Annotated in this window: 30 protein-coding genes and 1 pseudogene; 16 read left to right on the forward strand and 15 right to left on the reverse strand. The window is 70.9% G+C overall.

Translation table 11 applies throughout. From position 1 onward, the window contains the following. Window positions 1-5: 5 nt before the first annotated feature. A pseudogene (locus tag ACFVR6_RS15805) lies at window positions 6-146 on the forward strand (FmdB family zinc ribbon protein); the annotation flags it as partial. Window positions 147-160: 14 nt separating this feature from the next. Here the strand turns inward: ACFVR6_RS15805 and ACFVR6_RS15810 are convergent. Then, a complete protein-coding gene (locus tag ACFVR6_RS15810) occupies window positions 161-346 on the reverse strand; it encodes a hypothetical protein (protein ID WP_386964866.1) in 186 nt (61 codons plus the stop codon). 25 nt (window positions 347-371) lie between these two features. Between ACFVR6_RS15810 and mscL the strand changes: the two genes are divergently transcribed. After that, complete coding sequence (gene mscL, locus ACFVR6_RS15815; protein WP_386964864.1) at window positions 372-794, forward strand: large conductance mechanosensitive channel protein MscL; 423 nt, start codon at window positions 372-374, stop codon at window positions 792-794. On the opposite strand, the gene ACFVR6_RS15820 is transcribed toward mscL, so the two are convergent. Next, entirely contained in the window at window positions 788-988 is a 201-nt protein-coding gene (locus tag ACFVR6_RS15820) for a hypothetical protein (RefSeq protein WP_386964764.1), read from the reverse strand. The two genes, mscL and ACFVR6_RS15820, sit on opposite strands and share 7 nt — an antisense overlap. Further along, window positions 975-4,685: a DEAD/DEAH box helicase gene (locus ACFVR6_RS15825; protein WP_386964766.1), complete on the reverse strand. Its 3,711-nt coding sequence runs from the start codon at window positions 4,683-4,685 to the stop codon at window positions 975-977. The genes ACFVR6_RS15820 and ACFVR6_RS15825 overlap by 14 nt, the downstream gene beginning before the upstream one ends. A 195-nt stretch (window positions 4,686-4,880) precedes the next feature. Here ACFVR6_RS15825 and ACFVR6_RS15830 point away from each other — a divergent pair, with 195 nt between their 5' ends. Next, complete coding sequence (locus ACFVR6_RS15830) at window positions 4,881-5,390, forward strand: methylated-DNA--[protein]-cysteine S-methyltransferase (RefSeq protein ID WP_386964768.1); 510 nt, start codon at window positions 4,881-4,883, stop codon at window positions 5,388-5,390. Window positions 5,391-5,454: 64 nt separating this feature from the next. Here ACFVR6_RS15830 and ACFVR6_RS15835 read toward each other — a convergent pair whose 3' ends face one another. Together ACFVR6_RS15835 and ACFVR6_RS15840 are read right to left on the reverse strand one after the other, a co-directional pair. Then, window positions 5,455-7,071: a solute symporter family protein gene (locus tag ACFVR6_RS15835; RefSeq protein WP_386964770.1), complete on the reverse strand. Its 1,617-nt coding sequence runs from the start codon at window positions 7,069-7,071 to the stop codon at window positions 5,455-5,457. Further along, the gene (locus tag ACFVR6_RS15840) at window positions 7,068-7,418 is read right to left on the reverse strand and encodes a DUF485 domain-containing protein (protein WP_386964772.1); all 351 of its coding nucleotides are present in this window, start codon (window positions 7,416-7,418) and stop codon (window positions 7,068-7,070) included. Before ACFVR6_RS15840 ends, ACFVR6_RS15835 begins: the two co-directional genes overlap by 4 nt. A gap of 173 nt (window positions 7,419-7,591) precedes the next feature. On the opposite strand from ACFVR6_RS15840, the gene ACFVR6_RS15845 reads away from it, so the two are divergent. The 5 genes from ACFVR6_RS15845 to ACFVR6_RS15865 all read left to right on the forward strand — a co-directional run bounded on the left by ACFVR6_RS15845 (window position 7,592) and on the right by ACFVR6_RS15865 (window position 13,146). Then, on the forward strand, window positions 7,592-8,449 hold the full coding sequence (locus ACFVR6_RS15845; protein WP_386964774.1) for a helix-turn-helix transcriptional regulator: 858 nt from the start codon (window positions 7,592-7,594) through the stop codon (window positions 8,447-8,449). 81 nt (window positions 8,450-8,530) lie between these two features. Then, entirely contained in the window at window positions 8,531-8,884 is a 354-nt protein-coding gene (locus ACFVR6_RS15850) for a histone-like nucleoid-structuring protein Lsr2 (protein WP_386964776.1), read from the forward strand. An 8-nt stretch (window positions 8,885-8,892) separates the two neighbouring features. Beyond that, window positions 8,893-9,669, forward strand: coding sequence for an alpha/beta fold hydrolase (locus ACFVR6_RS15855; RefSeq protein WP_386964778.1), 777 nt, complete (start codon window positions 8,893-8,895; stop codon window positions 9,667-9,669). Further along, the gene (locus ACFVR6_RS15860) at window positions 9,666-10,337 is read left to right on the forward strand and encodes an esterase/lipase family protein (RefSeq protein WP_386964780.1); all 672 of its coding nucleotides are present in this window, start codon (window positions 9,666-9,668) and stop codon (window positions 10,335-10,337) included. The genes ACFVR6_RS15855 and ACFVR6_RS15860 overlap by 4 nt, the downstream gene beginning before the upstream one ends. 412 nt (window positions 10,338-10,749) lie before the next feature. Then, window positions 10,750-13,146, forward strand: coding sequence for an HAD-IC family P-type ATPase (locus ACFVR6_RS15865; RefSeq protein ID WP_386964782.1), 2,397 nt, complete (start codon window positions 10,750-10,752; stop codon window positions 13,144-13,146). A 22-nt stretch (window positions 13,147-13,168) separates the two neighbouring features. Here ACFVR6_RS15865 and ACFVR6_RS15870 read toward each other — a convergent pair whose 3' ends face one another. The 4 genes from ACFVR6_RS15870 to ACFVR6_RS15885 all read right to left on the reverse strand — a co-directional run bounded on the left by ACFVR6_RS15870 (window position 13,169) and on the right by ACFVR6_RS15885 (window position 17,205). Next, the gene (locus ACFVR6_RS15870) at window positions 13,169-13,522 is read right to left on the reverse strand and encodes a hypothetical protein (RefSeq protein ID WP_386964784.1); all 354 of its coding nucleotides are present in this window, start codon (window positions 13,520-13,522) and stop codon (window positions 13,169-13,171) included. A gap of 34 nt (window positions 13,523-13,556) precedes the next feature. Then, window positions 13,557-15,410 (reverse strand): glycoside hydrolase family 15 protein, encoded by a 1,854-nt coding sequence (locus tag ACFVR6_RS15875; protein WP_386964786.1) that lies wholly within the window; start codon window positions 15,408-15,410, stop codon window positions 13,557-13,559. After that, entirely contained in the window at window positions 15,407-16,825 is a 1,419-nt protein-coding gene (locus ACFVR6_RS15880; RefSeq protein ID WP_386964788.1) for an MFS transporter, read from the reverse strand. The genes ACFVR6_RS15875 and ACFVR6_RS15880 overlap by 4 nt, the downstream gene beginning before the upstream one ends. Window positions 16,826-16,914: 89 nt before the next feature. Continuing rightward, entirely contained in the window at window positions 16,915-17,205 is a 291-nt protein-coding gene (locus ACFVR6_RS15885; RefSeq protein WP_386964790.1) for a metal-sensitive transcriptional regulator, read from the reverse strand. 103 nt (window positions 17,206-17,308) lie between these two features. Here ACFVR6_RS15885 and ACFVR6_RS15890 point away from each other — a divergent pair, with 103 nt between their 5' ends. Both ACFVR6_RS15890 and ACFVR6_RS15895 read left to right on the forward strand, forming a co-directional pair. Then, complete coding sequence (locus tag ACFVR6_RS15890) at window positions 17,309-17,494, forward strand: hypothetical protein (RefSeq protein ID WP_386964792.1); 186 nt, start codon at window positions 17,309-17,311, stop codon at window positions 17,492-17,494. Between the two features lie 164 nt (window positions 17,495-17,658). Further along, window positions 17,659-18,018 carry a rhodanese-like domain-containing protein gene (locus ACFVR6_RS15895; protein WP_386964794.1) on the forward strand — a complete coding sequence of 120 codons (360 nt, stop codon included), beginning with the start codon at window positions 17,659-17,661 and terminating at the stop codon, window positions 18,016-18,018. A gap of 4 nt (window positions 18,019-18,022) precedes the next feature. On the opposite strand, the gene ACFVR6_RS15900 is transcribed toward ACFVR6_RS15895, so the two are convergent. Further along, entirely contained in the window at window positions 18,023-18,484 is a 462-nt protein-coding gene (locus ACFVR6_RS15900) for a VOC family protein (RefSeq protein ID WP_386964796.1), read from the reverse strand. A gap of 98 nt (window positions 18,485-18,582) precedes the next feature. On the opposite strand from ACFVR6_RS15900, the gene ACFVR6_RS15905 reads away from it, so the two are divergent. After that, window positions 18,583-19,545: a helix-turn-helix transcriptional regulator gene (locus tag ACFVR6_RS15905; protein ID WP_386964798.1), complete on the forward strand. Its 963-nt coding sequence runs from the start codon at window positions 18,583-18,585 to the stop codon at window positions 19,543-19,545. A 51-nt stretch (window positions 19,546-19,596) separates the two neighbouring features. Further along, the gene (locus tag ACFVR6_RS15910; RefSeq protein WP_386964800.1) at window positions 19,597-19,782 is read left to right on the forward strand and encodes a hypothetical protein; all 186 of its coding nucleotides are present in this window, start codon (window positions 19,597-19,599) and stop codon (window positions 19,780-19,782) included. A gap of 156 nt (window positions 19,783-19,938) precedes the next feature. Here the strand turns inward: ACFVR6_RS15910 and arfB are convergent, their stop codons facing one another. Continuing rightward, complete coding sequence (gene arfB, locus ACFVR6_RS15915; RefSeq protein ID WP_386964802.1) at window positions 19,939-20,376, reverse strand: alternative ribosome rescue aminoacyl-tRNA hydrolase ArfB; 438 nt, start codon at window positions 20,374-20,376, stop codon at window positions 19,939-19,941. Window positions 20,377-20,453: 77 nt separating this feature from the next. On the opposite strand from arfB, the gene ACFVR6_RS15920 reads away from it, so the two are divergent. Continuing rightward, window positions 20,454-20,816: a nuclear transport factor 2 family protein gene (locus tag ACFVR6_RS15920; RefSeq protein ID WP_386964804.1), complete on the forward strand. Its 363-nt coding sequence runs from the start codon at window positions 20,454-20,456 to the stop codon at window positions 20,814-20,816. Between the two features lie 156 nt (window positions 20,817-20,972). Here ACFVR6_RS15920 and ACFVR6_RS15925 read toward each other — a convergent pair whose 3' ends face one another. Both ACFVR6_RS15925 and ACFVR6_RS15930 read right to left on the reverse strand, forming a co-directional pair. Next, window positions 20,973-21,365 (reverse strand): ester cyclase, encoded by a 393-nt coding sequence (locus ACFVR6_RS15925; protein ID WP_386964806.1) that lies wholly within the window; start codon window positions 21,363-21,365, stop codon window positions 20,973-20,975. A 44-nt stretch (window positions 21,366-21,409) separates the two neighbouring features. Then, window positions 21,410-22,021 (reverse strand): TetR/AcrR family transcriptional regulator, encoded by a 612-nt coding sequence (locus tag ACFVR6_RS15930; RefSeq protein WP_386964808.1) that lies wholly within the window; start codon window positions 22,019-22,021, stop codon window positions 21,410-21,412. Between the two features lie 92 nt (window positions 22,022-22,113). On the opposite strand from ACFVR6_RS15930, the gene ACFVR6_RS15935 reads away from it, so the two are divergent. The 3 genes from ACFVR6_RS15935 (at window position 22,114) to ACFVR6_RS15945 (ending at window position 24,797) form a co-directional block, all read left to right on the forward strand. Further along, window positions 22,114-23,130, forward strand: coding sequence for a zinc-dependent alcohol dehydrogenase (locus tag ACFVR6_RS15935; protein WP_386964810.1), 1,017 nt, complete (start codon window positions 22,114-22,116; stop codon window positions 23,128-23,130). Between the two features lie 199 nt (window positions 23,131-23,329). After that, window positions 23,330-24,523: a serine hydrolase domain-containing protein gene (locus ACFVR6_RS15940; protein WP_386964812.1), complete on the forward strand. Its 1,194-nt coding sequence runs from the start codon at window positions 23,330-23,332 to the stop codon at window positions 24,521-24,523. Window positions 24,524-24,635: 112 nt separating this feature from the next. Beyond that, a complete protein-coding gene (locus ACFVR6_RS15945) occupies window positions 24,636-24,797 on the forward strand; it encodes a DNA-binding protein (RefSeq protein WP_386964814.1) in 162 nt (53 codons plus the stop codon). A 7-nt stretch (window positions 24,798-24,804) separates the two neighbouring features. Here ACFVR6_RS15945 and ACFVR6_RS15950 read toward each other — a convergent pair whose 3' ends face one another. Both ACFVR6_RS15950 and ACFVR6_RS15955 read right to left on the reverse strand, forming a co-directional pair. Continuing rightward, window positions 24,805-25,476 (reverse strand): VOC family protein, encoded by a 672-nt coding sequence (locus ACFVR6_RS15950; protein ID WP_386964816.1) that lies wholly within the window; start codon window positions 25,474-25,476, stop codon window positions 24,805-24,807. Window positions 25,477-25,827: 351 nt separating this feature from the next. Further along, entirely contained in the window at window positions 25,828-26,430 is a 603-nt protein-coding gene (locus ACFVR6_RS15955; protein WP_386964818.1) for a hypothetical protein, read from the reverse strand. Window positions 26,431-26,441 lie beyond the last annotated feature (11 nt).

The following is a 26,441-nucleotide window of genomic DNA, read 5'->3' on the forward strand; positions in this document are numbered from 1 at the left end:
ACCCCATGCCTACTTATGCATACGCCTGCAAGCAGTGCGGCCACCGTTTCGACGCAGTGCAGTCGTTCGCCGATCCCTCGCTGACCGAGTGCCCCGAGTGCGGCGGTGCGCTGCGCAAGCAGTACGGCCAGATCGGAGTGACGTTCAACGGCTCCGGGTTCTACCGCACCGACTCCCGCGCCGGCGGCGCGAACGGCGGCGGCAGCAGCAGCGGCAGCAGCAGCAGCAGCAGCTCGAAGGATTCGGGCTCATCCAGCGGTACGGGTTCCGCATCGTCGGGTTCTTCGTCATCATCGTCTTCAGGGGCATCTGCCTCCCCCGCTGCTGCGGGATCCTGACCGGCCATGGCCGAAGAGACGAAGGGAGTCCTCGTGATCAAGGGCTTCAAAGATTTCATCATGCGCGGCAACGTCATCGATCTGGCCGTCGCGGTCGTCATCGGCGGCGCGTTCACCGCTCTGGTGAATGCAGTCGTCAGCAGCATCATCACCCCGATCGTCGCCCTGTTCTACCAAGAGAACGCCGACGGCGTCGCCGGACCGACCATCTACGGCATCTATGGTCAGGCGGTCACGTTCCCCATCGGCGACCTCATCAGCGCGATCATCAGCTTCTTCGCCGTCGCGCTGGTCGTCTACTTCGTGTTCGTCGTCCCGATGAACCGGTGGAAGGAGCGCCAGGCCCGCAAGGCCGGCGTCACCGAACAGGAAGAGGAGAAGCTGCCCACCGAGCAGGAGATCCTGGTGCAGATCCGCGATCTGCTCGAGAAGCAGCGGTCCACACCCACTCAGTAGTGCGGCGGCACGTCCCGTCGCAGTCTCTCGTCGTTCGGCCCGGATGCCGTCTTCTCGCCCGTCACGGGCGGGGCGGTGTCCGGGCCTTCGTCGTCTGCGGGGACGGGTTCGGGGCTGGTGCCCGGAGCCGGGGTCAGCTTCGCCCGGCGGGAGCCGGGCACCCGGTGGATGCGCTGCCGATCAGTCGACGACATCGATCGGCTGCGTGGCGGTGTCGGCGGTGGGCGTCTCGGGCTGCACGCCCAGGATGCCGGCGACGCGCGCGGCGACCCCTGCGGGATCGCTGTAGAGGTCGAACGCGTGCACGCGCACGTAGTGCCACCCGAGGCGGCGGAGGATGAGCGGCCGCAGCCGTAGCGCCTCGCGCAGCGATTCGCCGGTCGCTTCGGGGTCGCTCTCGGCGACGACCGCCTTGCCGCCGTGCTGTGCCACGAGCGGCAACAGGCCCCGGTAGTCGACGTCGACGGAGACGCCCAGGCGCCGCAGCTCGCGGGCGAGTGCGAGGGTCAGCGGGTCGGCCAGGTCCTCCAGCCGCGCGTCTCGCGAGCGGGCGGCGATGCCGCCGAGGATCGACATGAGGGTCGCGGCGCCGTACTCCAGCCTGCCGTCGTCGAACGCGGAGGGACGGATGGAGGAGACGATGACCATGGAGCGGCGCGCACGGGTCATGCCCACCGTCAGCAGCCGCTCGCCATCGGGCGTCGACAGGTCGCCGAAGTCGCTCAGTACCCGGCCGTGCCGGGTGAGGCCGAAACCGAGCGAGAAGATGACGCGGTCGCGGCTCTCGGCCACCGACTCCTCGAGGGTGAGCACCGCGAAGGGCTCTGCGGTGTCGCGCGAGAGGAAGTCGGCGACGTCGGACCGGCCGGCGAAGGCCGACTCGACGGCGGCGCGCACGCGTTCGGCGTGACGCGCGCTCGCGGTGACGACCATGAGCGATTCGGTGCCGCGGTTGACGGCGTGCTCCACGACGAGGGTGACCACGCGTGCCACCTCCGCGTCGGGGCTCTCGACGGCGCCGGTGATGGGATCGGGCGCACCGACCCCGCCCTCGACGTAGTCCACGCCGAGGCTCCCCCGGCCGAGGTACGAGCCCGCCCACGGCAGCGAGATGATCTCGCCGCCGTAGAAGGCGTCGTTGACGAGCTCGGCGAGGTCTTCGCCGCCGGCCCGGTAGCTGCGCGTGAGCGTCTCGACGGGCAGCATCTCGGCGAGCTGCTCGAACACGCTCGTCTCGTCGGGGTCGACCGCCGGTGCGTCGTCGTCGGTGGTTCCCGCCAGCGCCGCCGACACGCGGAAGGGTGTGGGCTTCTGCGTCACCGGGTCGCCGAGCACGACGACCTGGCGCGCCCGCCGCAGCGCGGGGGCGGCTTCGGCGAGGCTGAGAGCTGCGGCATCCGCCACGATCACGACGTCGAACTCGGGGTTGTCGGGGATCTGCGGCACTTCGTAGGGCGATGCGAGCCACACCGGGGCGAGCGCGCGCATGAGGGTGGGCGCGTAGCCGACCAGCTCGTCGGCGGTCGCCGAGCCCTCGCGCAGCGCCTGCTTGAGCGAGGCGGCTTCGACGGGCTCGTCGACGATCGCGATCTTCCAGCGGGTGGCCAGCTGCGCGGCCAGCAGGGGTCCGGATGCCGCGGCGTGCGCTTCGTCGACGAGGCGGAAGTCCCGCTCGAGGCGGTCGACCACCGTCGTGTTGGCGCCGAGGAGCGCCCGGTCGCTGCGCAGCAGGTACTCCAGCGCGGACTGCCACCACGCGAACTCCAGCTCGGTGCCCACCTGGTCCTCGGGCACGTGGCGCACCGAGAGCTCGGTGAGCAGCGGCTCAAGGCCGAGTTCGGCCAGGCTCGTGCGGAGGGTGGCGCGCTCGACGAGGTTGTCGAACACGTCGGACTTGGCGGCGAGGGTCGCCAGCGTGCGCAGCAGCCGCGGGATCGGCAGGTGCGCGAGCGACTCACCGGGACCGCGCCCCAGCGCCGCGTCGAGGGCGGCGAGGTCGGCGTCGACCCGCTGCCAGGCGGTCTGCACGTCGGCCAGGCCCAGCGGCACCTCGGGAAGCACGCCGGGCTCGACGTACCGCTGCCATTCCGCGCGCTGCTGCTGCACGCGCAGGAGGCCGGCGTGCATGTCGGTGACGTGCATCCCGGGGCGCACGTACTCGCGGGCGAGGTTCTTCAGCCGCCGGCGGTTGGCGCCGGTCATGTTCGGTGCGTCGCGGCGCGGACCGTGCGCCTGGATGAGCTCGGCCAGCGGCCGCTCGAACACCGTGAGACTGAACCGGTCGAGCGAGTCGCGGATCCCCTGCAGCAGGCGCAGGTGCCCGCCGAGCTCGGCGACGGTCTGGAACGGGCGCATGCGGGTCTGCCCGATCAGCTCGTACCCGCGCTCCAGCAGGTTCGGCACGTCGGTGCGCTGCAGCCGCGACGCCAGCGCGTGAGCGGCGCGGGCCTCTTCGGTGGTGGCGAAGCTCACGCCGTACCAGGGCGAGTCGTCGGGCCCGAAGCGGAACTCCCCCAGGCGTGCGGCCGAGGCGAGCATGGTCGCCGCCTCCGCGCGGCGGGTGGACAGCCGCACGAGCGTCGTGAGGTCCAGCCGCGCGGTGGTCGACGGCTGCGGGGTCTTGGCCGCGAGCGTGGTGAGGGTGCGCAGCGCCTCCAGCGGCGAGACGCCGATGGTGGGATGCCGCGACGTCAGCGCCCCGCGGTAGTCGCGCAGCACGCTGCGCAGCCGCACCAGCGCGTCGTCGATGTCGGCGACCTTGGGCTGCTCGGCCTTCTCGTTGCGGGCGATCGCGCGCACGAGGTCGCGGTGCAGCTGCCGGGGCGAGACGGCCAGGCCCGGCAGGCCGATGCCGGCGAGGCGGTGCCGCACGCCCTCGAGGGTGGAGCGGCGGGCGCTGACGACCAGCACACGCTTGCCTTCCTGCACGAGCGAGCCCACGGCGTTGATGACCGTCTGGGTGCCGCCGGTGCCGGGGAGGGTGTGCACGGCGAGGGAGTGCCCCGCCGCGATGCGGGCGAGCACGCCTTCCTGCTCCGCGTCGGCATCCAGCAAGAACGTGTCGGCGGCCGGGGGCCGCTCGTCGGCGTTGTGCGTGGGCTGCAGCGGACGCGCCGCGGTGACGCGCTCGCGGTCGGCGGGGTGGCCGGCGAGCGCGTTGAGCACGGGGTGGTCGAGGTGGGAGAGGTCCGATTCCATCGCCGAACCCACGTCGGCGAACGTCGACACGACGAGCCGCGGCTGCACCGTGAAGGTGGGGATGCGAGCGGTGAGGGCGCGCAGGTGGTCGATCACCGGCTGCGGCTTGAAGACGCCGCCGTCGTAGGCGAGGGCTGCCAGCGCCCGCCCGTCGAGGTCGATGCCGAAGTGGGTGCGCGCGGCGCGCACCAGTTCGGGGTTGATCGTGAAGGTGCCGTGCAGCTTCAGCTCGAAGTCGGAGTGGTGGCGGCGGATCGCGAGCGGGCGCAGCAGCACAGGGGCGGTGCACGCCAGTCCCCCGAGGCGCCAGGTCGCCAGCCCCACTGCGAGGTTGACGGTGTCCAGGCCCCGGGCGGTGCGCAGCTCGACGTCGCGAGCGGTGATGCGCTCGGCGGCCAGCCGCGCGCCGCGCAGCGCCACTTCGTCGCGGAAGAGGTTCGATAGCAGCGTCGAGCGTCCGGTGATGAACTGGGGAAGGCTGCCGGGGTGGGCCTTGGTGATCTCGATGCCCGCGTCGCCGGCATCGGTGAAGTGCAGCAGGCTCGACCGACCGCCCAGCTCCGCCGCCTGTCGGCGCAGCCGTGACCGCGCCTCCTCGGCGACATGCGTCACGACGACACCCGGCTCGGCAACGCCGAGATCGCCCGGTGTCACGGACGCCGGGAATTCCGTCTCCGCGGCATCGGCCGTCACACTACCGTCTCCTCGCCACACACGAGCCAGACTAGGCGGCGCACGCGTGTCCGGCTGGACGTGGACCCGAGTTTCGCGGTATTGGCCGACACGCCGCTCATCGGCGCTTCCTCCCCAGGCCTCGGATCAGCCCGCCTTTCCGGTATCGAGGGGTTCCGCCGCCACGGCGTCGCGACCACGGGTCAGGATGGGCTCATGACCACGACCTCCTACTCGGTGCACCCGACACCGATCGGCCGGGCCCTCGTCGTGGTGAGCGATGAGGGCCTGGTCGCACTCCACATCCTCGACGGCCCGCACGACGACGAGTTGGCCGAGGTGTCGGCCGCACTGCGCGAGGTCCCCGATCACGACGCGGATGCCACGGTGCACGTCACCGCGCAGCTCGACGAGTATTTCGCCGGCCGCCGGCGGCGGTTCGACGTGCCGCTGGACTGGCGACTGGTCGAAGGGTTCACCCGCGAGGCGCTGCAGGCGGTGTGCGAGATCCCCTACGCCCAGACGGCGTCGTACGGCGAGGTGGCCATCGCGGCTCAGCGGCCGCGCGCACACCGCGCCGTGGGCACCGCCTGCGCCCGCACCCCGATCTCCATCGTCGTCCCCGCGCACCGCGTGGTGCGCGCCGACGGGTCGATCGGCGAGTACGGCGGCAGACCCGAGATCAAACGGTTCCTGCTCGACCTCGAGGCCGCGACGGGCGAGTAGGCCGCCCGGCACGCGGAACGGCCCCGGGCGCGGATGCCCGGGGCCGTTCGTGCGACGCTCGGCGTCAGTGGTTGGTGGCCTTCTCCGCACCGAATCCGGTGAGGGAACGCACATCCATTTCGGCCGCCAGGCGTGGGTCTTCCTTCTTGCTGGAAGTCACGGTGCCGAGCCAACCCAGGAAGAACCCGAGCGGGATCGACACGATGCCCGGATTGTTCAACGGCCAGATCGCCGTGCCCGTCTCCTTGAACACGCTGGTCTCGGTTCCCCAGAACACCGGCGACAGGAAGATGAGGATGATGGCGGCGGCGAGGCCGCCGTACATGCTCCACACCGCACCTCGGGTGTTGAACCGGCGCCAGAACAGCGAGTACAGGATCGTCGGCAGGTTCGCCGAGGCGGCGACCGCGAAGGCCAGCGCCACGAGGAACGCCACGTTCTGACCCTGCACGCCGATGCCGCCGAGGATCGACAGCACGCCGATCACGACGACCGTGCGACGAGCGACCTTGACCTCGCTGTCGGGTTCGACCTTCCCCTTCTTCACGACGTTGGCGTAGATGTCGTGTGCGAACGACGCCGCCGCCGTGATCGTGAGCCCCGCGACGACCGCGAGGATCGTCGCGAAGGCGACCGCCGAGATGAAGCCGAGGAGGATCGGTCCGCCGAGCTCCAGGGCGAGCAGCGGGGCTGCGGAGTTCACACCACCGGGAGCGGCGGCGATCGTCTCGGCGCCGACGAGGGCACCCGCGCCGTAGCCGAGCACGAGGGTGAGCAGGTAGAACAGGCCGATCAGCCAGATCGCCCACACCACCGAACGCCGCGCCTCCTTGGCGGTGGGCACCGTGTAGAAGCGCATGAGCACGTGCGGCAGGCCCGCCGTTCCCAGCACCAGGGCGAGCGCCAGCGAGATGAAGTCCCACGGGTTCGCGCCGTACTGCAGGCCCGGGCCCAGGATGTCCTCGCCCGCCGGCGACGCGGCCACGGCCGCTTCCAGCAGCGTGTTGAGGCTGAAGCCGTGCAGCGCCAGCACCCAGATCGTCATGCCGAGCGCACCGCCGATGAGCAGGAACGCCTTGACGATCTGCACCCAGGTGGTGCCCTTCATGCCGCCGATGAGCACGTACAGGATCATCAGCACGCCGACGACGGCGACGACGACCGACTGCCCGATGGTGTCGTTGATGCCCAGCAGCAGCGACACGAGACCGCCGGCACCGGCCATCTGCGCCAGCAGATAGAAGAAGCACACCGCGAGGGTCGTGATGGCCGCGGCCATGCGCACCGGCGCCTGCTTCAGGCGGAACGACAGCACGTCGGCCATCGTGAACTTGCCGGTATTGCGCATGAGCTCGGCCACCAGCAGCAGGGCGACGAGCCACGCCACCAGGAAGCCGATGGAGTACAGGAATCCGTCATAGCCGTTGATGGCGATGGCGCCGCAGATGCCGAGGAAGGATGCCGCCGACAGGTAGTCGCCGGAGATCGCGAACCCGTTCTGCGGTCCCGTGAACGAGCGGCCCGCGGCGTAGTAGTCGGCCGCGGTCTTGTTGTTGCGACTGGCCCGGATCACGATGAACAGCGTCACGGCGACGAAGGCGCCGAAGATCGAGATGTTCAGGATGGGGTTGTTCTCCGCCGACTGCACGGCGGCGTCGATGGCGCCGAAGATCTCGTTCATGCCCCCGCCTCCTGCTTCTCGAGCTGCTCACGGATCGCCTGCGCCTGCGGATCGAGCTTGCGGTTGGCGTACCAGACGTAGGTCATGGTGATGGCGAAGGTCGTCACGAACTGCCCCAGCCCGAACACCAGGCCGACGGTGATGTCGCCCCACAGACGCTGGCTCATGAATTCGCCGGCGAACGACGACAGCAGCACGTAGACGAAATACCAGAGGAGAAACGCCACGGCCAAGGGGAAGACGAAACTGCGTTGAGTGCGTTTCAGATTGCGGAACTGCGGCGAATCCTCCACCGCGACGTAGTCGATCACGCCCGGCGGGGCGGTCTCGTTGTGTGGTGCGGTCATCTGTGCGGCCTCCTTGCCACTCGTGCTGTCCGCTCGGGTCCCGCGGCTGTGCGGCGCCCTTTGCGAGAGGGGTCACGACGCCCGAAAAGCCCGGGATGCGCTTGCCGACCGCGTGATATCGTCGACGCTACGAAGGCGGCGACGGCGCCGTCACCCCCGGAAGTAGGTAGTGCGTGGCGGCACAGACCGGAGTAGAAAGCGACGAGCAGCTGCTGGCGCGCGCCGTCGGAGACCTCTCCCGCCGCACCCGCTTCCCCGTCGTCTTCGCCGGGCTCGAGCATGCCGGCGCCGTGCACGTCACCGCCATCGCGGGCGCCCGCACCCACAGCATCGAGGGTCTCGTCGTGCAGGCGAGCAAGGGTCTCGGCGGTGCCTCGTTCGTCGAGGGCCGGCCCCGATTGGCCCTGGACTACCGCACCAGCCGTTCCATCACCCACGACTACGACCGGGCGATCCTGGGCGAAGGCATCTCCACGCTGCTGGCCGTTCCGGTGATGGTCGCCGGGCGCGCGCGTGGCGTCATCTACTGCGGCTCCTGGCACCGCTCCCCCGTGGGTGATGTGGTCTCGCGGCCCGCCTTCACGGCGGCAGAGTCGCTCGGCACCGAACTGCGGGTGCGCGACGAGGTGCGCCGGCGGCTCGCGCTGGCCCCGCCGCCGGCCGCGGTGACCACCCTTCCCACCGCGGCACGCGAGGAGCTGCGCGAGAGCTACGCGGAGCTGCGCAGCATCGCCGCCGCGGTGAACGACGCCGGCATCCGTGACCGGCTCGCGCAGCTGGAGCGGCGTCTGGCCGCCCTCTCGTCCGATGGGTCCGGACCCGCCGAGAAGGTCGACACCAACCTGTCCCCGCGAGAGATCGACGTGCTCGCCTGCTGCGCCCTCGGGTCCACGAACGGCGAGATCGCGGCGGCCCTCGGGCTCAAGGAGGGGACGGTGAAGTCGTACCTCGCTTCGGCTATGGCAAAACTGGATGCCTCCACCCGCCACGCGGCCGTGATGCGGGCCCGCCGCGCCGGAATTCTCCCCTGAAATCACCCCTGGAAAAGGGACACGCCGAACGCTGCGCGCAGCCTACTGTCGCGATTACCGTGACGCCAGTATGGTTTGCGCATGGCTCGCAGAATTGTGCATCAGCTCGTCGATGATCTCGATGGCACCGAACTCGAAGTCGGGTCGGGTGAAACAGTGCTGTTCTCGCTCGATGGCATCGCTTATGAAATAGATCTGACCGACGACAATGCGCAGGCTCTGCGCGATGCGCTGGCGCCCTATGTGTCGGCGGGACGTCGGATCTCGGGAGGGCGCGGCGGCTCCGGCGGCTCCGACTCCGGTCGCAAGCGGCGTCGCACCGGTCAGCATGACTACGGCCCGGTGCGCGAGTGGGCGAAGTCCAATGGGTACACCGTCTCCGAGCGCGGGCGCGTGCCCGCCGCCGTGCTCGAGGCGTACGAAGCCGCACACTGATCGGCCCGATGCGGCACGTGCGTCCGGCACGTACCGAGCAGCGAATTGTGCGCGGCTCGCTGCATTTCCGCGTGCTCACCGGCGGAGATCCGTCGATGGCACGCCGTGCGCCAATTGTGCTCGTGCACGGCATCGGAATGTCGCACCGATACTTGGGGCGACTCCACGATGAGCTGTCCTCCGACGGGGTCGTTTTGTCGATCGATCTGCCGGGCTACGGCGGGCTGCCCAAACCCGACCACGACATCGGTGTCGCCGAGATGGCCGACGCGCTCGCCGCGGTCGTGGCATCCCTCGGCATTCCCTCAGCGGTGCTGGTCGGTCATTCGATGGGGGCCCAATGGGTCGTCGAAGCGGCGTGCCAGAGTCCCGGGTCCGTCGCCGGCGTTGTCATGATCGGCCCGGTGGCGGACGAGCGTCACCGCACCCTCGCCGCGCAAGCCGGGGCGCTGGCCATCGACACGCTGGGCGAGTCCCCCGGCACCAACGCGATCGTGTTCACCGACTACCTGCGCTGCGGCGTACCGTGGTACCTCGCCCAGGTGCGGCACATGCTGACCTATCCACTCGAACAGCGCGTCGCGGATCTTGCCGTGCCGCTGCTGATCATCCGCGGCGAGCACGACCCCATCGCCGGGCTCCGCTGGTGCCGCCGCCTCAGCGGCGCGGCGCCGGACGCCGCGCTGGTCATCGTCCCGCGTCGGCATCACGTGGTGCAGCGCAGCGCGCCGCGCGCCGTGGCCTCCGCGATCCGGGCCCACATGGGCAGCGGGGGCGCACCGTGATCCCCAGCGCGGCGAAGGTCGCCTGGTGGTGGACGCGCGACTACGCCTATGCGCTCGCGTGGCAGACGCGGGCGCTGCTGGACCGCACGTCCTCCGATGCCTTCGTCGGCGGGGACCGCCTGCCGGTCATCGTGCTTCCCGGCGTCTACGAGACCTGGAAGTTCATGCAGCCGCTCGCGGTGGAGGTGCACCGCCGCGGACATCCGGTGCACGTGCTCGACGACCTCAAGCGCAACGACCGGCCTGTCACCGACGCGGCCGAGCAGGTCACCGCGTACCTCCAGGCACGGGACCTCACCGATGTCGTCATCATCGCCCACAGCAAGGGCGGACTCGTGGGCAAGCAGGTGATGCTCGGGCCGGCTGCCGCCCGGGTGCGGGGCATGGTGGCCGTCGCGACGCCGTTCGGCGGCTCGCGGTACGCCCGGCTGGTGCGGACGCCGACGCTGCGCATCTTCTCCCCCACCGACGAGACGATCGTGTCGCTGGCCGCCCAGGCCGCGGTGAACACGCACATCGTGTCGATCTACGGCCGGTTCGACCCGCATATCCCGGAGGGAAGCGAACTTCCCGGGGCGAAGAATGTGCGCCTCGAAACGGGCGGCCACTTCCGAATCCTCGCGCATCCGCGAGTGCTCGCGGAGTTCGCCCTGCTGGCGAGCGGCTGACTCCGCCCGCGCCCGCCCGGCGCGCTCGCGAGTCACGTGTCATAACTCCGCCGCGCCGCGTCGTCCGCCGCCTCCCTGGGGCCACATCGGCGGTCCTGCGCGTGGTGGCGGAGTTACGGCACACCCCGCCGCGCGGCCACGTGCGCTCCTCGCCCGCCGCGGGAGCTCCCCGAGGCGACGCGGCTCACACGGGCGACTTCCCCCTGCCCGGACCCGTGCGCGGCGGGCGCGTGTCGCAACTCCGCCGGACCGCGGCCCCCGCGGCGCCGTGACCGCCCATCCCGCGAGTTGGGGCGGAGTTAGGCACGGCCCCACACGCCGAGGGGCCGCAGAGCGCCGCGCACGACCGCCCTGCCGCCGAGACAGCGGGCCGCCTACGCTGAGGTCGGACGGCACACGACACGGAGGCGCGATGGATGCCGAGGCGGCGATGCCGGGGCTCACCTCCGCGCAGGTCGCCGAGCGCGCCGCCGCCGGCCGCTCCAACGCGTACCGGGAGTCGACGAGCCGGAGTGCCTGGAGCATCATCCGCGCCAACGTGTTCACACTGTTCAATGCGATCGTCGGCGGCTGCTTCGTGCTGCTGCTGGTGATCGGGCGGTGGCAGGACGCCCTGTTCGGGTTCAGCGCCCTGGCGAACGCAGTCATCGGCAGCGTCCAGGAGTTCCGCGCCAAGCGCGCGCTCGACCGGCTCGCCCTCCTCAACGCCCCCGCCGCCCGCGTGCTGCGCGACGGCGCGCAGTCGTCGGTCGCCGTCGACGCCGTCGTACTCGACGATGCGCTCGTGCTGCGTGCCGGCGATCAGGTGCCTGCGGATGCAGTGATCATGACGAGCCGCGACCTCGCCGTCGACGAGTCGCTGCTGACGGGCGAGGCGGAGCCGGCGGACAAGGCCCAGGGCGACCGGGTGCTGTCGGGCTCGGTGATCGTCGACGGCGAGGCTGTGGCGATCGTCGACCGCGTCGGCGCCGACTCGTTCGTCAACTCCCTCGCCGCCGAGGCCAGACGGTTCTCGCTCGTCGCCTCGGAGCTGCGCAGCTCCATCAACCGGGTGCTCGGCTGGATCGCCTGGATCATCGTGCCGGTGGCGGCCCTCGTGCTCAACGCGCAGATGATCGCGCAGGGCGGGTGGCGCCAGGCGCTCATGAGTGGCGCGTGGCAGGATGCCGCGACGGCGGCCATCGCGTCGGTCATCGCGATGGTTCCGCTCGGGCTCGTGCTGATGACGAGCGTCGCCTTCGCGCTCGGCGCGATCCGACTCGCGCGCGAGCAGGTGCTCGTGCAGGAACTCGCCGCGGTGGAGGTGCTCGCGCGCGTGGACCTCATCTGCCTCGACAAGACGGGCACCCTCACCCACGGCGACGTCGTGTTCGACGCGGCGCACCCGCTCGCCGAGCGCCCGGGGTGGGAGCAGGCACTGGGCTGGTTCGCGGCGCAGCCGGATGCCAACGCCACCGCCCGCAGCCTCGCGGCATCCTTCGCCGAACCGCAGGAAACGGCGACCGCAGCCGTATCGTTCTCGTCCGCCCGCAAATGGTCGGCAGTGACGTTCGGCGACGACATGTGGGTGCTCGGCGCGCCGGAGTTCGTCTTCCCCTCACCCGGGGCGGATGCCGCGCTCGCGCGCATGGCATCCGACGCCACCCGCCTGACCGAGGCCGGGCGCCGCACCCTCGTGCTCGCCCGCGGCACCGCGCCCACCGCGCCCACAGCACCCACCGCGCCCACCGCGCCCGCCGAAGACACGGTGCCGCCGGATGCCCAGCCGGTCGCCCTGCTCACCTTCCGCGAGCGGATCCGCCCCGATGCCGCCCAGACGCTGACGTACTTCGCCGCCCAGGGGGTGGGCGTGCGCATCATCTCGGGCGACAATCCGCAGACGGTCGCCGCGATCGCCCGCGACGTGGGGCTCGACGCACCGCACGGGTTCGATGCCCGGGACCTCCCCGACGACGATGCGGAGCTCGGCCGGGTGATGGAAGAGAACGTCGTGTTCGGCCGGGTGACCCCCGACCAGAAGCGCCGCATGGTGGTGGCGCTCAAGGCCGCCGGCCACACCGTCGCGATGACCGGCGACGGGGTCAACGACGCCCTCGCCATCAAGGAGGCCGACATCGGCGTCGCGATGAACTCCGGCTCGGCGGCGACCAAGGCCGTCGCCCGGCTCGTGCTGCTCGACGGCCGCTTCTCGCACCTGCCGGCGGTCGTGGCCGAGGGCAGGCAGGTGATCGCGAACATCGAGCGGGTGTCGATGCTGTTCTTCACCAAGACCGCCTATGCCACCTTCCTCGCCGTCACCTTCGGCGTGCTGCTGCTGCCCTACCCGTTCCTCCCCCGGCAGCTGTCGATCACCGACGGCCTCACGATCGGCATCCCGGCGTTCGTCCTCGCCCTGCTGCCCAACGCGCGCCGCTACGTGCCGGGGTTCCTCCGCCGCTCGCTGACCTTCGCCGTGCCGGCGGGGGTCGTCGTCACGATCGGTGTGTCGGCCTACGCGTGGACGACGGCGGGCCTCGGCATCCCGCAGGTGGAGATCCGCACCGGGGCGACGCTGCTACTGGCGGTCGTGGGGCTGTGGATCCTCGCGGCGCTGAGCCGGCCGGTGACGGTGATCACGGCGCTCGTGGTCGTGGCGATGGTCGCCGGGCTCGCACTGCTGTTCTGGGTGCCGATCGCGCGGGACTTCCTGGAGTTCGTCCCGCTCACCGCGCCGACGGCGATCGCGGTGGCCGTCACCGCGACGGTCTGCAGCGCGCTGATCACGGTGGTGCGGGTCGTGCACCTGCGCGTGACGGCAGACGCCCGCTGACGCATCGCCGAGGGCGGGCGCTCTAGCCGACCGCGCCGAGCGCGAGCAGCAGCATGTGACCGGCGCGGGCGATGTTGCCCACCGCCAGGACGATCACGACGAGGGCGACGAAACCGTTCGCGAGGATCGCACCGATCGCGAGACGCCGCGCGAGGGATGCCACGAACACGGCGAGCGCGGAGAGGATCGCGATGGTCTGACCGGCGACCGTGCCGAACGCCATGCGCACGTAGTCGGCACTGTCGGGCGTATCCCAGCTGTTGGTGAGGAGGCCGATCGCCGCCGGGACGAGGATGACGCCCACGAGAAGGATGCCGAAGGGTCGCAGCGGATACAGGCGCGCCCGGCGTGTGGCCGGCGGCGCAGTGGTGGTCATAGCACTCACAGTAGCGACCCCGCGGCGGGCGGCGTCAGCGATCGCGGCGGCGCTCCGGTCGGCGCGCGGCGAGACGTTCGTCGAGGGTCAGCGCCGCGTCGATGAGGGCCAGGTGGGTGAACGCCTGCGGGAAGTTGCCGATTTGCTCGCCGGTCGGCGCGATCTCCTCCGAGTACAGCCCGAGGTGGTTGGCGTAGGTGAGCATCTTCTCGAACGTGAGGCGGGCGTCGTCGAGCCGGTCGGCGCGCGCGAGGGCGTCGACGTAGAGGAAGGTGCACAGCGAAAACGTGCCCTCCGATCCCCGCAGCCCGTCGGGCGACGCGCTCGGGTCGTACCGGTACACGAGGCTGTCGGAGACGAGCTCGGTCTCCATCGCGGCGAGGGTGTCGGTCCACATGGGGTCCTGCGGCGAGATGAACCCCACCTGCGTCATCTTCAGCAGCGACGCGTCGAGCACCGGCTCGCCGTACTGCTGCACGAAGGCCCGGCGACCCGGGTCCCAGCCCTTGGCCATGATCTGGTCGTAGATGGCATCCCGCTGCTCGGTCCACAGCGCCACCGGCGCCGGCCTGCCGTACTCGGCGGCGAGCCGCAGCGCACGGTCGAACGCGACCCAGCACATGAGGCGCCCGTAGGTGAAGTCCTTGCGGCCACCGCGGGTCTCCCAGATGCCCTCCTCCGGCTGATCCCAGTTCGCGGCGAGCCAGTCCAGGATGCCGCAGAGCGCGACCCATCCCGGCTGCCCGATCGCGAGGCCGGAGCCGTGTGCGTGCCAGAGCGCATCCATCGCCTCGCCGTAGATGTCCAGCTGCAGCTGCCCGGCGGCGTCGTTGCCGATGCGCACGGGGTACGAACCGCGATACCCCTCCCAGTCCTCGAGGGTCTCCTCCGACAGCTTCGGGTCGCCGTCGATGCGGTACATGATGTTGAGCGGCCCGGTGTCGGTGCCGGCCTGGTCGGTGATGCGATCGCGCAGCCACCGCCCGAACGCCGCGGCCTCGTCCTGGTAGCCCAGCCGCACGAGCGTCGTCACCGAGAACGACGCATCGCGCACCCAGGTGAAGCGGTAGTCCCAGTTGCGTTCGCCGCCGATCTGCTCGGGGAGCCCGGCGGTCGGCGCAGCGACGAGTCCGCCCGTGGGAGCGTAGGTCATGAGTTTGAGGGTGATCGCCGAGCGTTCCACCTCTTCGCGCCACCGCCCCTGGTAGGTGGAGCGGCCGATCCAGTCCTGCCAGAAGTGGGCCGTGTCGTCGAGCAGTTGCTGCGCCTCGGCGACCGGCACGGTGCGCGGGGCGGGCGCGCCGTTCATCTCGAGCACGAGACCGCGCGTCTGCCCTTCGGTGAGGCTCAGCGCGAGCCGCAGGTCGCCGGCATCCGTCTGCTCCGCGCGCCCGAGTCGCTCCAGGTCGGCATCGCGGATGAGGCTGAGCGTCATCGTCGTCTCGCCCGCGGTGAACGTGGCGCCGTCGTCGTCGACGCGCACCTCGTGCGGCAGCCGCCCGTAGTCGAAGCGTGGGGCGACCTCCACGTCGAAGACGATCGTGCCGCGTACGCAGGTCAGCTGTCGCACGAGCCGGTGCCGATCGCTCGGAGTGTCGGAGGTCACCGGCATGTAGTCGGTGATCTCCCCCACCCCGTCCTCGGTCATGAACCGGGTGATGAGGATGGCGGTGTCGGGGTGGTAGAGCTGCTTGGTCTTGACGCCCTCGCCGCGTGCCCGCGCGCTGAAGTGGCCGCCGCGCTCCCGATCGAGCAGGGCGCCGAAGACGCTCGGCGAGTCGAAGCGGGGACTGCAGAACCAGTCGATGGTGCCGTCGGTGGCCACGAGCGCAGAGGTCTGCAGGTCGCCGATGAGTCCATGGTCGGCGATCGCCGGGTAGTCGTTCATGTGCGGGCCTCTCCTTGAGTGGTTTCGGCGGCGAGCAGTGCCGCGCGCCCCGGCAGGAACGCGGCGAACACCGCGCCGGCGGCGGCCACGACGAGCAGCGGCGTCATCGCCAGCCCGTAGCCGTCCGCCGGACCGGCGTAGCTCACCGCCAGCACGGTGCCGACGATGGCCGTGCCGAAGCTGGACCCCAGGTTCGACACGCTGCGCGAGAGTCCCGAGATCTCTCCCTGCTGCTCCTCGGGGAACGCGGACTGCACGATGTTCACGCTGGGCGTCAGCATGAGCCCGACCCCGAGGCCGAGCACGAGCAGCCCGGGCCCGTACGCCCACGCCCCGGGCACCGCGGCCACCAGCAGCAGTCCCAGAAGCCCGGCCCCCGTGGCGATGAACCCGACGATGATCAACGACCGCTGCGAGAACCGTTTCACCAGGCGGCCCGCGGCGAGGGAGGAGACCAGCACGCCGAGGGTTGCGGCACTGAAGATCACACCCGTCTCGATGGCGTCGTACTTGCGCACCACCTGCAACTGACTGGCCACCAGCATGGAGGTTCCCATCAGCAGCAGCCACTGGAAGTTCTGGGTGACGAGCCCGAGATTCGAGATGCGGTTGCGGAACAGCGCCGTCGACAGCAACGGCTCGCGCCCCGCCTTCTCGAGGCGCCGCACCCACCAGAAGAACACCGCGATCACGCCGGCGCCGGCGGCCATGAGACCCAGCGACAGCAGCAGGTCGTTGTCGGCGGCCAGGATGCCGAGGACGAACACGATCAGGCCCGACCCCGACAGCACGGCGCCGAGCACGTCGTACGGGCGGCCCCGCTCGGCGGGGCGCGGGTCCTTCATCCGCAGGGCGAGCAGCAGAATCACCACGATGATGAGCGCTTGGAAGATGAATGCCGCACGCCAGCTGATGGCGGCGGTGATCCACCCGCCGATCAGCGGGCCGGTCGCCGCCCCGATGCCACCCGCGGCGCTGACGACACCGAACGCCCGCACCCGCTCGGCCAGTCCCGTCCAGTACATCGTCACCAGGATGTAGACCGGCGGGATGAGCAGGGCCGTGCCCGCACCCTCGAGGATCGAGTTGCCGAGGATGAGGATGCCGAGGCCGGGCGCGAGCGCACTGACGATGGCGCCGACCCCGTAGACGGCGAGCCCGAGGATGAAGCAGAACTTGCGGCCGAACAGGTCGGTGAGCTTGCCGAACGGAATCATCAGCGCCGCCATCACGAGGAGGAACAGCGTGATGGAGACCTGGATGCCCTGCACCGTGGTGTCCAGGTCGCGGCTCATGTCGGTGAGCATCACGTTCATGTTCGACCCGGCGAACGAGCAGATGAACTGCGCGAGCGCGAGCGGCAGCAGCGTCCACCCGGGGGTGGCCGCGCGGGTCGCGCCGGTGCGCGACGACACCGGCCCTACCCCACTCCGACTCTGTACATGGAGTACCCCTGCCCGGCGACGCTCGAATGGTACCGTCGCGTGCCCCGCTCCACCAGAGGTCAGGCGAGGGAGAGGAAGAGCTTCTCCAGTTCCTCGGGATTCGACCCGCCCTCGGCATCCGGGTCGTTGAGGCATTCCTTCAGGGCCGTGGAGATCACGAGGAACCCGGCACGGTCCAGCGCCTTCGACACGGCGGAGAGCTGCTGCACGACGTCGCGGCACGAGGCGTCCGCTTCGACGGCGGCGATGACGGCCGCGAGCTGCCCGTGCGCGCGGCGCAGACGGTTGGCGATCTTGCGCTGCGCGTCGGCATCGTGTGCGGCGACGGCGGTGCTGGCTGCATCGGTCATGACGGCCTCTCGGTGCGGGTTGATTTGACACCCAAGATACCCCACGGGGTATGGCTTAGATACCCCCGGGGGTATTAAGCCCTCCCGAACGAAGGAACCCGACATGTGTCGAGCAGTGACCTGCCGCGTCTGCGGCAAGACGACCTGGACCGGCTGCGGTCAGCACGTGCAGAGCGTGAAGAACACCGTGCCGGTGTCGGACTGGTGCAACGGCAAGCACAGCCCCGACCAGATCGCGGCGGCGCAGTCGCAGCGCGGCGGCTTCTTCGCCCGCCTGTTCGGCCGCTGACCCCGACCCCTCCTCGAAAGGACACCACCTTATGTGCGCACGCGTCACCTGCCCCCAGTGCCAGAAGCCGACCTGGGACGGCTGCGGCCAGCACGTCGAAGAAGCCCTCGCGGCCGTCGCCGTCGCCGACCGCTGCTCCTGCTGACCGGCAGGACAGAGACCTCATGCCTCGCCTTCTCGCCGCCGCCGGCGCCGCAGCGCTCGCGTTGGCCCTCGCCGGCTGCGCCGCCCCCGCCGAGCCCATCGCCGTCACCGACGAGACGGTCATCATCGACGTGCGCACCACGTCGGAGTATGACGGCGGTCACCTCGACGGCGCCGTGTCGTACGACCTCAACGGCGGCACTTTGGCCGCGTCGCTGGATGAACTCGACCCCGACGCCGAGTACCTCGTGTACTGCGCCTCGGGCAACCGCTCCTCGCAGGCCGTGCGGATGATGACGGATGCCGGCCTCACCGACGTGACCGACCTCGGCGGCGTCTCGAACGCCGCCGAGACCACAGGGCTGCCGATCGTCCGCTGAGCGGTCAGTCGCCGTCGGCGCCAGCCACGTCGATGACCCAGGTCACTCCGAACCGATCGGTGAGCATGCCGAACCCGGGGCTCCACGGCGAGGCGGCCAACGGCTCGATCACGGCAGCGCCGACGGCGAGCGCCGCCCAGTACCGCTGCACCTCGTCGAGCGTGTCACCGCGCACCGAGAGGAAGAACCGCTCGTCGGTCAGCGTGACGCCGTTCTCGCGCCGAGTGGGTGCGGCGTCCGCCGTCGCCGGGCTCGCGCCGGGGATGTCGTACGCCATCACGCGGAATCCGCTGTCGCTCTCGAGCTGCCCGAAGATGACCTCGTCGGCGCCCGGCGCCTCGGCCGGCATGCCGACGTCGCGGTAACGGGTGATCGAGAGATCGCCGCCGAAGACGGACTGGTAGAACTCCAGCGCGGCACGGGCGGTGCCGCGGAAGTTCAGGTGGGTGGTCGTGGTGATGGTCATGTCTGCTCCTCGTGATCGGGTCGTCGGTGTTCCGACAGCAGTCACGTTTCCAGCCGTATAGGACGCTTTCAGTCCTCCACTCCCTCTAGTGTCGAGACGTGACCACGACCTCCCGCCTGCTGACGCTGCTGTCGCTGCTGCAGAGCCGGCGCGACTGGCCGGGCGCCGTGCTCGCCGATCGCCTCGCGGTCACCCCGCGCACGGTGCGCCGCGACATCGAGCGGCTGCGCGAGATGGGGTACCGCATCGACGCGACGATGGGCCCCGACGGCGGGTACCGACTGGATGCCGGCAGCGAGCTGCCGCCGCTGCTCTTCGACGACGACCAGGTGATCGCCCTGACGGTCGCGCTGCAGTCGGCCGCGGCATCCGGCACCGACATCGGCGAGGCCGCGCTGCGCGCCCTCACGACGGTGCGCCAGGTCCTGCCATCACGGGTGCGCCATCGCATGGATGCCGTGGCGTTCGCCACCGTCGCCCGCGCCGGCGCGGGCCTCGCGGCGTCCGTCTCACCCGACGTGCTGATCGCGCTGTCGGCGGCGGTGCAGTCGCGCGAAGTGCTGCGGTTCGACTACGGGGGCGAGCGGGAATCGGATGCCGACCCCACTCCCCCGCGTCGCGTCGAGCCGCACGACCTCGTCGCGTCCGACGGGCGGTGGTACCTCGTCGCGTGGGATCTCGACCGCGACGACTGGCGCATCTTCCGCGCCGACCGCATCTCGCCCCGCACCCCCACCCGGCTGCGGTTCGCGCCGCGTGAGATCCCGGGCGGCGATGCGCGCGCATTCGTCGCCGCGCGATTCACGGGCGCGACGCCCGGTGAGAGGTGGCCGTGCGTCGGCACGGTGATCCTCCACCTGCCCGCCGATGAGGTGGCGCCCTTCGCCGGTGACGGCACCGTCAAGCCACTGGATGCCGCGCGGTGCCGCTACACGTCCGGGTCGTGGTCGTGGGTGTCGCTCGCGGCGGCGCTGGCACGTTTCGACGTCGACCTCGAAGTGATCGAGCCGCCCGAGCTGGCGCAGGCGTTCGCACGGCTGGCGGAGCGGTTTCGAGGTTGAGGCTTGCCGACATGCCGGGCGCCTCAGTACGGTGCGGTCAAGGAGGCACCCGTGTCGAACAGCGATGATCAGATACTGCCCGGATCCGAGACGGATCTCGCCCTGGAACGAGCACTCGATGCGGCGAATCTCCGCGCCGGGGGCGCCACGGAGACAGCCGCCCACGTCGCGCACCCCGAAGAGCCGTCGGCCGTCGACGTCGGCGACCTCGATGGTGCCAGCGGCGACGGCGACTGACGCACCGGTCGTTGAGCGAGCGAAGCGAGACGAAACGCCCCGCCCCCGCCACCACACCGGTCGTTGAGCGAGCGAAGCGAGACGAAACGCCCCCGCCCCCGCCACCACACCGGTCGTTGAGCGAGCGAAGCGAGACGAAACGCCCCGCCACCGCCTTCAGTCCTCCGGCCGGCGGCGCAGCCGTTTGACGTCGGTGCGCTGCTTCTTCGCGGTCAGCCGCCGCTCCTTCGCACCCCGCGTCGGCTTCGTCGCACGGCGGGGTGCGGCGGGCGGGCGCACCGCGTCGGCGACGAGCGCCGCCAGCCGTTCGCGCGCGGCCTCGCGGTTGCGCACCTGCGTGCGATGCTCGGATGCCGTGACGGTCAGCACTCCCCCGACCAGGCGCCCCGACAGGCGCTGGAGAATCCGCTCGCGCTGATGCGGGGTCAGGGATGCCGAGCCGGCGGCATCCCACACCAGCTCCACCCGCGAGTCGGTCGTGTTCACACCCTGCCCACCCGGGCCCGACGAGCGCGAGAACCGCCAGGTCAGCTCCGACTCCGCGATCGTCAGCGCGGGCGTGACGCGCAGACCGGGGCGATGGGCGGCGGGCATGGGTCCATTCTCGCGTCCTGGCGCGATGGGTCAGGTCACCTCGAGACGCCCGTCGTCATCGTCGCTACCGTGGGCGCATGATGGCTCACGTCGACGCATTCTTGACATCCGCCCGCGCCGCCGAAGAGGCGATGCTGGCGCCGGAACTCCGGAGGGATCCGAAGCGGGTGCGAGAACTGCTGCACCCGGACTTCGTCGAGGTTGGCCGGTCCGGCCGGCGCTGGTCTCGCGGCGACATCGTGACGGCCCTCGCCAACGAGCACCCCTCCCCTGTCGTGACCGACGAGTGGGAGGCAGTGGAGCTCGCGCCGGATCTGGCACTGGTCACCTACACGATCACGGGACCCGGGCAGCCGAGCCGGCACGCGTCCCTGTGGGTGCAATCCGACGGACGCGTGCGGCTCCGGTTCCATCAGGGAACGTTCGTCGCGCAGGAGTGACCGCGGAGCCGCGTGAGCAGCGTTCGCTGTCCGGCGCGAGTCCGCTCCCCGCGACGCGGCAGATCTACGCCTGCGCGTGGTCCAGCACGAACAGGGCGCCGGGCTGCGCGGCGAACCCCGAGAAAGCCCGGGATCACGCGAGGCGGTGCGCCCCGGTCACCGCCCGCTCAACTGGGCGAGCATCTCGGCATCGCCGCTGCCGGTGGCCTCGACGATCCGCCCGTTCGTCACGCGGAAGAAGACGAACTCCGCCACGTTGACGTGGCGACGCGTCGGCGCGATGCCCCGGAACGCGTTCTGGTGCGTGCCGCTGCCACGCAGATGCGCGGCGATGCGATCGTCTTCGACGACGAGCTGGATGCGGCGCCAGCGCCAGTCCGGAAAGGCGTGGAAGAGATCGGCGAGATCCTCGAGCCACGCATCCGCCCCGCCCGGAAGGTGCGCCCGTCGCACCGCCGGGTCGAGGAACGACCGGATGGCCTCGAGGTCGTGACGATTGGCCGCGTCGAGGTAGTCCGCGAACCACTCGTGCAGCTCCCACGACTCCATGGACCCATTATCGAGGCGGATGCCGCGCCGCAGCCGGTCGCGCGTCAGCCGAGCAGTGGGCGCAGCGCCTCCACGAACGGATCCAGCCGCCGCGCCATCACCGTGTCGAGCGGCTCGCTCACCTCGGTCGCGCCTGCCCAATCAGAGGTCGCACGCTCGCCGACGGCCATGAGCGCGCGGACCACATCCCCCGCGCGGTCGCGGTCGAGCTCGGGCGCGCACCGGTGCACGTGGTCGAGGATCTCCCCGCTGAGCGCCGCGGTGCGAAGCGCCACGGCCGCCCGCAGCTCGTCGTCGGCATCCACAATGCGCCAGCGTGCGGTGAACGACGCGCGGTCGGCCGTGCTGTAGTGCGCGAGGGCGAGGACCGCGGCGACGATGATGTCCATCGCCGGCAGACCCTCGGAAGCCGCCAGGCTCTGCCGCATCCGTTCGGCGCGCGCGTCGAATTCGTCCCACATGAGGTCGCGCTTGGCGGGGAAGTACGAGAACAGCGTCGTGCGGCTGACGCCGACCTCGCGCGCGATCTCGGCGAGCGATGTCGCCGCATACCCCTGCTTCGCGAACAGGGCGAGCGCGACGGTGCGCACCTCGTCCCGGCTCGCGCGCCGCGGCCGGCCCGGGCCTTTGGCCGCCACTGCACTGTTCGCACTCACCCCGTCACTCTACATTTCCGAACACGGTTCGGATATTGTGGAATCGGTCGGGAAACCCCGCCGACCAGACCCGAAGGCTTCAGGAGGCCACCATGAAATCCGTCCACGTCACCGGTGTGAACCAGATCGACTGGGTCGAGGTCGACAAGCCGGAGGTCGGCCCCCGCGACGTGCTGCTGCGCATCCGCGCGTGCGGCATCTGCGGCTCCGACGCGATGTACGCCAGCTACGGCGGCATCCCTCCCCGTCAGGGCGCCACTCCCCTGGGGCACGAGCCGGCCGCCGAGATCGTCGAGATCGGCGCCGAGGTGGAGGGCTTCGCGGTGGGTGACCACGTCGTCATCGACACCATGCGCTTCACCGACGGACTGCTCGGCTCCGGCGGCGCGCAGGGCGGCTTCACCCCCTACGTCGTCGTGCGCGATGCCGCTCCGGGCGTGCAGCTGAAGGTCATCCCCAACGACGTGCCCTGGGAAGTCGCCGCGCTCAACGAGCCGATGGCCGTGGCCCTGCACGCCGTCAACCGCACCGGCGTGAAGGAGGGCGACAAGGTCGTCATCTTCGGCGCCGGCCCCATCGGCCTGGGCGCGCTGCTCGGCTACCGCCGCAAGGGCGCGAGCCACATCGTCGTCGTCGATGTGATCCCCTCCCGCCTCGAGAAGGCGCTGGAGATCGGTGCGGATGCCGTCATCGACTCGTCCAAGGAAGACGTCGGCGCACGCCTGGTCGAACTGCAGGGCGACGGCTCGACCCCGTGGGTGCGCGGTGTGCGCCCGGCCACCGACATCTACCTGGATGCCGCAGGCGTCGCGGTCGTGCCGCAGACGGTGGCCAGCATCGCGAAGCACGGCGCCACGCTCGGCGTCGTGGCGGTGCACAAGAAGCCGGTGGAGCTGGACTTCGGTGGCATCCTGCAGAGCGAGATGAACATCGTGTGGGCGATGGGCTACCCGACGGAGATCTTCGAGGTGACCGACGACATCGTCGAGAACTGGGAGAAGTACGCCAAGATCATCAGCCACCGGTTCCCGTTCGAGAAGACGCTCGAAGCTCTCGAGCTCGCAGCCACGCCGGGCGCGGCGGACAAGGTGACCGTCGTCTTCGACTGACACTTCCTCGTTGAGGCGGTGGCGTGGCCAAACCGGCATCCCGACCGGAGCCACGCCACCGTCGCACGGCGATGACCCGCTAGCGTGAGGGGCGTCCTTCATCCGCGCCTGCCCCGAACTCGTGCTCAGGAGTCGCCCATGTCGCAGCCGGTGGCCTGCCCTCTTGCCCTGTCGGTCAGCGCGCCGACGGCGCCGTCCCATGCGGACTGAGGCCTCCGGCGATCGCCGCCGATCGCGACGCGTTGCCCTCGTCACCGCCGCGGCGGCGGGTCTGCTGGCGCTCGGCGGGTGCGCGGCGGCATCCGAGGCACCGCCCGCTCCGCCGTCGGCCTCGCCCAACGTGGCAGCGGCGGCCGAAGGCGCACTGCCTGCGGCGCTGGTGTCGGAGCTGGCCGCCGCGCTCGATGAGGTCATGGCCGCGCACGACGTACCGGGAGCCGTCGCCGGGGTCTGGCTCCCCGGCGAGGGCACATGGCAGACGGCCGCCGGGCTCGCCGACATCGACAGCGGCGAACCGACGACGACCGACATGTCATGGCCGCTGCGCAGTGTGACCAAGTCGTACACGGTGACCCTGCTGCTGCAGCTGTGCGACGACGGCGCGATCTCGCTCGACGACACGATCGACACGTATGTCGACGGTGTCACCGACGGGGATCGCATCACGCTGCGGCAGCTGGCCGGAATGTCCAGCGGCAACGCCGACTACACCAACGACGACTTCCTCGCGGCATTCACGTCCGACCCGACGCGGCCCTACTCCCTCGAGGATCTGAACGCCTTCATGCTGGGCAAGCCGGCGCAGTTCGCGCCCGGCGCGCGGCGCGTCTACACGAATGCCAACACCAACCTGCTGGGTGCCGTCATCGAGCAGGTGACCGGCCGCCCCTACGCCGAGGTTCTCGAGGAGCGCATCCTCGAGCCGCTCGGACTCGACGACACGCGGTACGTCGTCGACGCCGCCACGTGGACCGAGCCGCACGCGTCGGGCTATGGGCCGGATGCCACGCCGCGCGCGCCGATGCCGCAGAACTTCTCGATCTTCGGACCGGCGGGGGCGATGGTCTCTACCCTCGACGACAGCCGTGTGTGGGCGGAGGCGCTCGCCACCGGGGCGCTGGTCGATGCGGCGACGCAGACCGAGCGCACGCAGGGTGCACCGCTGGACGCCGGGCCGCCGTACGGCCGGTATGCCCTCGGCATCGGCGAGACCGACGGCTGGTGGGGGCACAACGGCGAGGGTTTCGGTTTCACGTCGGCTGTGTTCCATCACCCCGCGACCGGGGCGACCATCGTCGTCTTCACGAACGAGTCGAACCTGCCCGACCATGCGCACCCCGCCGACCAGGCGTTCCGACGACTGGCGCAGGTGCTGGCGACGGCCGCCGACTGACGCGGCGAACGCGACCGGCGCGACAGACCCGAGGCCCAGCGCGACGAGCGTCTACAGGCGGGAAGCGCGCGCATGGTATCGGCAGGGCACCGTCAGGGCTAGGGTCCACCGCATGGACCTCCCGAAGATCGGCACCCCCGCAGGCCGCGCTCTGGCGCAGGCTCAGATCCGCACGATGGACGATGTGCGACACGTGGGTCTGGATCACATCGCGACGCTTCACGGAGTGGGCCCGAAGGCGATCGAGTTGCTGCGTGAGGCGCTGGGCGACTGACACGCGCTCACCCGTAGGTGTCGGTCCACGACGCGATGTCGACGCCGTGGTTGTCCGGCGAGGCCAGCGACCACCACGCCGGCGCGCGCGTGTCGTCGACCAGGCGGCCACCCGCGGCGAGCGCGGCATCCACGCGCGCCTGCGCCTGATCGGCGGGAACGAAGACGTCCAGGTGCGTGCGCCCCCGCGCCGGGACGTCGCCGGTGATCGGGTTGAACGCCAGTTGCGGCCCGCAGCGCAGCGGGTCGATGGCATCCGTCTCGCCGAGCGGCTCGTAGCCGAGCGCCGCCAGGAAGAACGGTCGCACGTCGGCCTGCGAATGCTGCGCCACATAGATCCCGACCGACTGGGCGAGCGACGGGTCGGCGGTCAGCCCTCGTTCGGCGGCGGCGCGCGACACGGCGGCGGCGAACTGGGGCGCGGCCGCCGGGATGCCGTCTTGCGTGCGATCGGCCACGCGCACGACCACACCCTCGGGCCGCAGGTCGACGTCGGGCACGATGCCGAAGCGTTCGGATGCCGCGAGGATCGGGGCGATGAGCTCGGCGGCCTGCGCCAGCGAGGTTGCGGTGAAGACGGCGTGCGGGCCGACCTCGGTGACCCGCCAGTCCGCGACGTCGGGGGCGCGGTGGAACTCCGCGGCGGAGATGGCCGCGGGGGCGTTCGTCGACTCGTCCATGGGAGAACCCTTCTGCAGCGGCCCCGTCATCGTCGACGGCGCGTGGCGGGCCTCACGGTACTCGCGGATGTCCGCGAGCGATACGCCGGAGGCGGGCAGGGGTCGCGCCGCCGGAGGATGCTGCACGTCTCTCGCTGGCGTAGGGAGCAGCCCGGTCAGCCCGGCTGTGCGTCAGCGGGAACCGTCGCCTCGAGCCCGTCAATGACGAGGTGGGTCAGATCGACGGAGAAGGTCGGCCGCAGGCCGATGTCGCTCGGCTGAGGCAGGGGCATGTCCTCCCTCCGGGGAACCGTCGCACGGTGACCGGGCACCACCGCCCGACGCGACGGGGCGCGCGCGCCCGCGCTCGCTTTACTCGTCGCCATCGAACAGCCCTCCGTCGAGCACGCGGTTGTAGCGCAGGCGCAGCGCGCGCTCCGTGCTGGCGGCCAGCGCCGCCACGACCAGGGAGATGTTCAGCCACGCCGGCAGCCGGATGGGGCTCTCGAACGCGCCGATCCGCTCCGCGATGGGTGGGAACTGCGTGACGGTCTCGATCAGCTGCGGAACGGCGAGGACGAGGGCCACGACGAGCACGATCAGCGAGGCGGTGCTGAGCGCGTGGCTGACCGTCGGCGAGGTCTGCTCCAGCCGCGCCCGGCGCCCCTCCGCGGAGGAGGGGTCGGGCGCGAGCTGGCGTTCGGATCCGTCGTAGGCGACGAAGTGTGCACGCCGCAGACCGAAGCCGCTGGTGGCGACCTCGATGGTCCCACCCGGCACCGGGAACGTCGCGGGCGAGGCCGAGCGGGCGTAGGGGTGACCGTCACGGTAGAGCTCCACCCACACCACGCCGTCGTCGTCTCCCCCGTGCCGCACGTCGACCGACCACGTCTCCGGCATGCCGGTGGCATCCACCAGACGCAGGTGGAAGAGCGAACGCGAGAACGCCTGCCACCAACGGAATCTGCGCAGCACGGGGGGAGCCA

The organism is Microbacterium sp. NPDC058021, assembly GCF_042885955.1.
GTDB lineage: Bacteria > Actinomycetota > Actinomycetes > Actinomycetales > Microbacteriaceae > Microbacterium.

Coding starts and splice junctions, on each gene's coding strand:
- ACFVR6_RS15810 (WP_386964866.1), bottom strand. CDS start 346: ATGGCCGGTCAGGATCCCGCAGCAGCGGGGGAGGCAGATGCCCCTGAA.
- ACFVR6_RS15820 (WP_386964764.1), bottom strand. CDS start 988: ATGTCGTCGACTGATCGGCAGCGCATCCACCGGGTGCCCGGCTCCCGC.
- ACFVR6_RS15830 (WP_386964768.1), top strand. CDS start 4,881: ATGACCACGACCTCCTACTCGGTGCACCCGACACCGATCGGCCGGGCC.
- ACFVR6_RS15835 (WP_386964770.1), bottom strand. CDS start 7,071: ATGAACGAGATCTTCGGCGCCATCGACGCCGCCGTGCAGTCGGCGGAG.
- ACFVR6_RS15840 (WP_386964772.1), bottom strand. CDS start 7,418: ATGACCGCACCACACAACGAGACCGCCCCGCCGGGCGTGATCGACTAC.
- ACFVR6_RS15850 (WP_386964776.1), top strand. CDS start 8,531: ATGGCTCGCAGAATTGTGCATCAGCTCGTCGATGATCTCGATGGCACC.
- ACFVR6_RS15855 (WP_386964778.1), top strand. CDS start 8,893: ATGCGGCACGTGCGTCCGGCACGTACCGAGCAGCGAATTGTGCGCGGC.
- ACFVR6_RS15865 (WP_386964782.1), top strand. CDS start 10,750: ATGGATGCCGAGGCGGCGATGCCGGGGCTCACCTCCGCGCAGGTCGCC.
- ACFVR6_RS15870 (WP_386964784.1), bottom strand. CDS start 13,522: ATGACCACCACTGCGCCGCCGGCCACACGCCGGGCGCGCCTGTATCCG.
- ACFVR6_RS15875 (WP_386964786.1), bottom strand. CDS start 15,410: ATGAACGACTACCCGGCGATCGCCGACCATGGACTCATCGGCGACCTG.
- ACFVR6_RS15885 (WP_386964790.1), bottom strand. CDS start 17,205: ATGACCGATGCAGCCAGCACCGCCGTCGCCGCACACGATGCCGACGCG.
- ACFVR6_RS15890 (WP_386964792.1), top strand. CDS start 17,309: ATGTGTCGAGCAGTGACCTGCCGCGTCTGCGGCAAGACGACCTGGACC.
- ACFVR6_RS15895 (WP_386964794.1), top strand. CDS start 17,659: ATGCCTCGCCTTCTCGCCGCCGCCGGCGCCGCAGCGCTCGCGTTGGCC.
- ACFVR6_RS15900 (WP_386964796.1), bottom strand. CDS start 18,484: ATGACCATCACCACGACCACCCACCTGAACTTCCGCGGCACCGCCCGT.
- arfB (WP_386964802.1), bottom strand. CDS start 20,376: ATGCCCGCCGCCCATCGCCCCGGTCTGCGCGTCACGCCCGCGCTGACG.
- ACFVR6_RS15920 (WP_386964804.1), top strand. CDS start 20,454: ATGATGGCTCACGTCGACGCATTCTTGACATCCGCCCGCGCCGCCGAA.
- ACFVR6_RS15925 (WP_386964806.1), bottom strand. CDS start 21,365: ATGGAGTCGTGGGAGCTGCACGAGTGGTTCGCGGACTACCTCGACGCG.
- ACFVR6_RS15935 (WP_386964810.1), top strand. CDS start 22,114: ATGAAATCCGTCCACGTCACCGGTGTGAACCAGATCGACTGGGTCGAG.
- ACFVR6_RS15940 (WP_386964812.1), top strand. CDS start 23,330: ATGCGGACTGAGGCCTCCGGCGATCGCCGCCGATCGCGACGCGTTGCC.
- ACFVR6_RS15945 (WP_386964814.1), top strand. CDS start 24,636: ATGGACCTCCCGAAGATCGGCACCCCCGCAGGCCGCGCTCTGGCGCAG.
- ACFVR6_RS15950 (WP_386964816.1), bottom strand. CDS start 25,476: ATGGACGAGTCGACGAACGCCCCCGCGGCCATCTCCGCCGCGGAGTTC.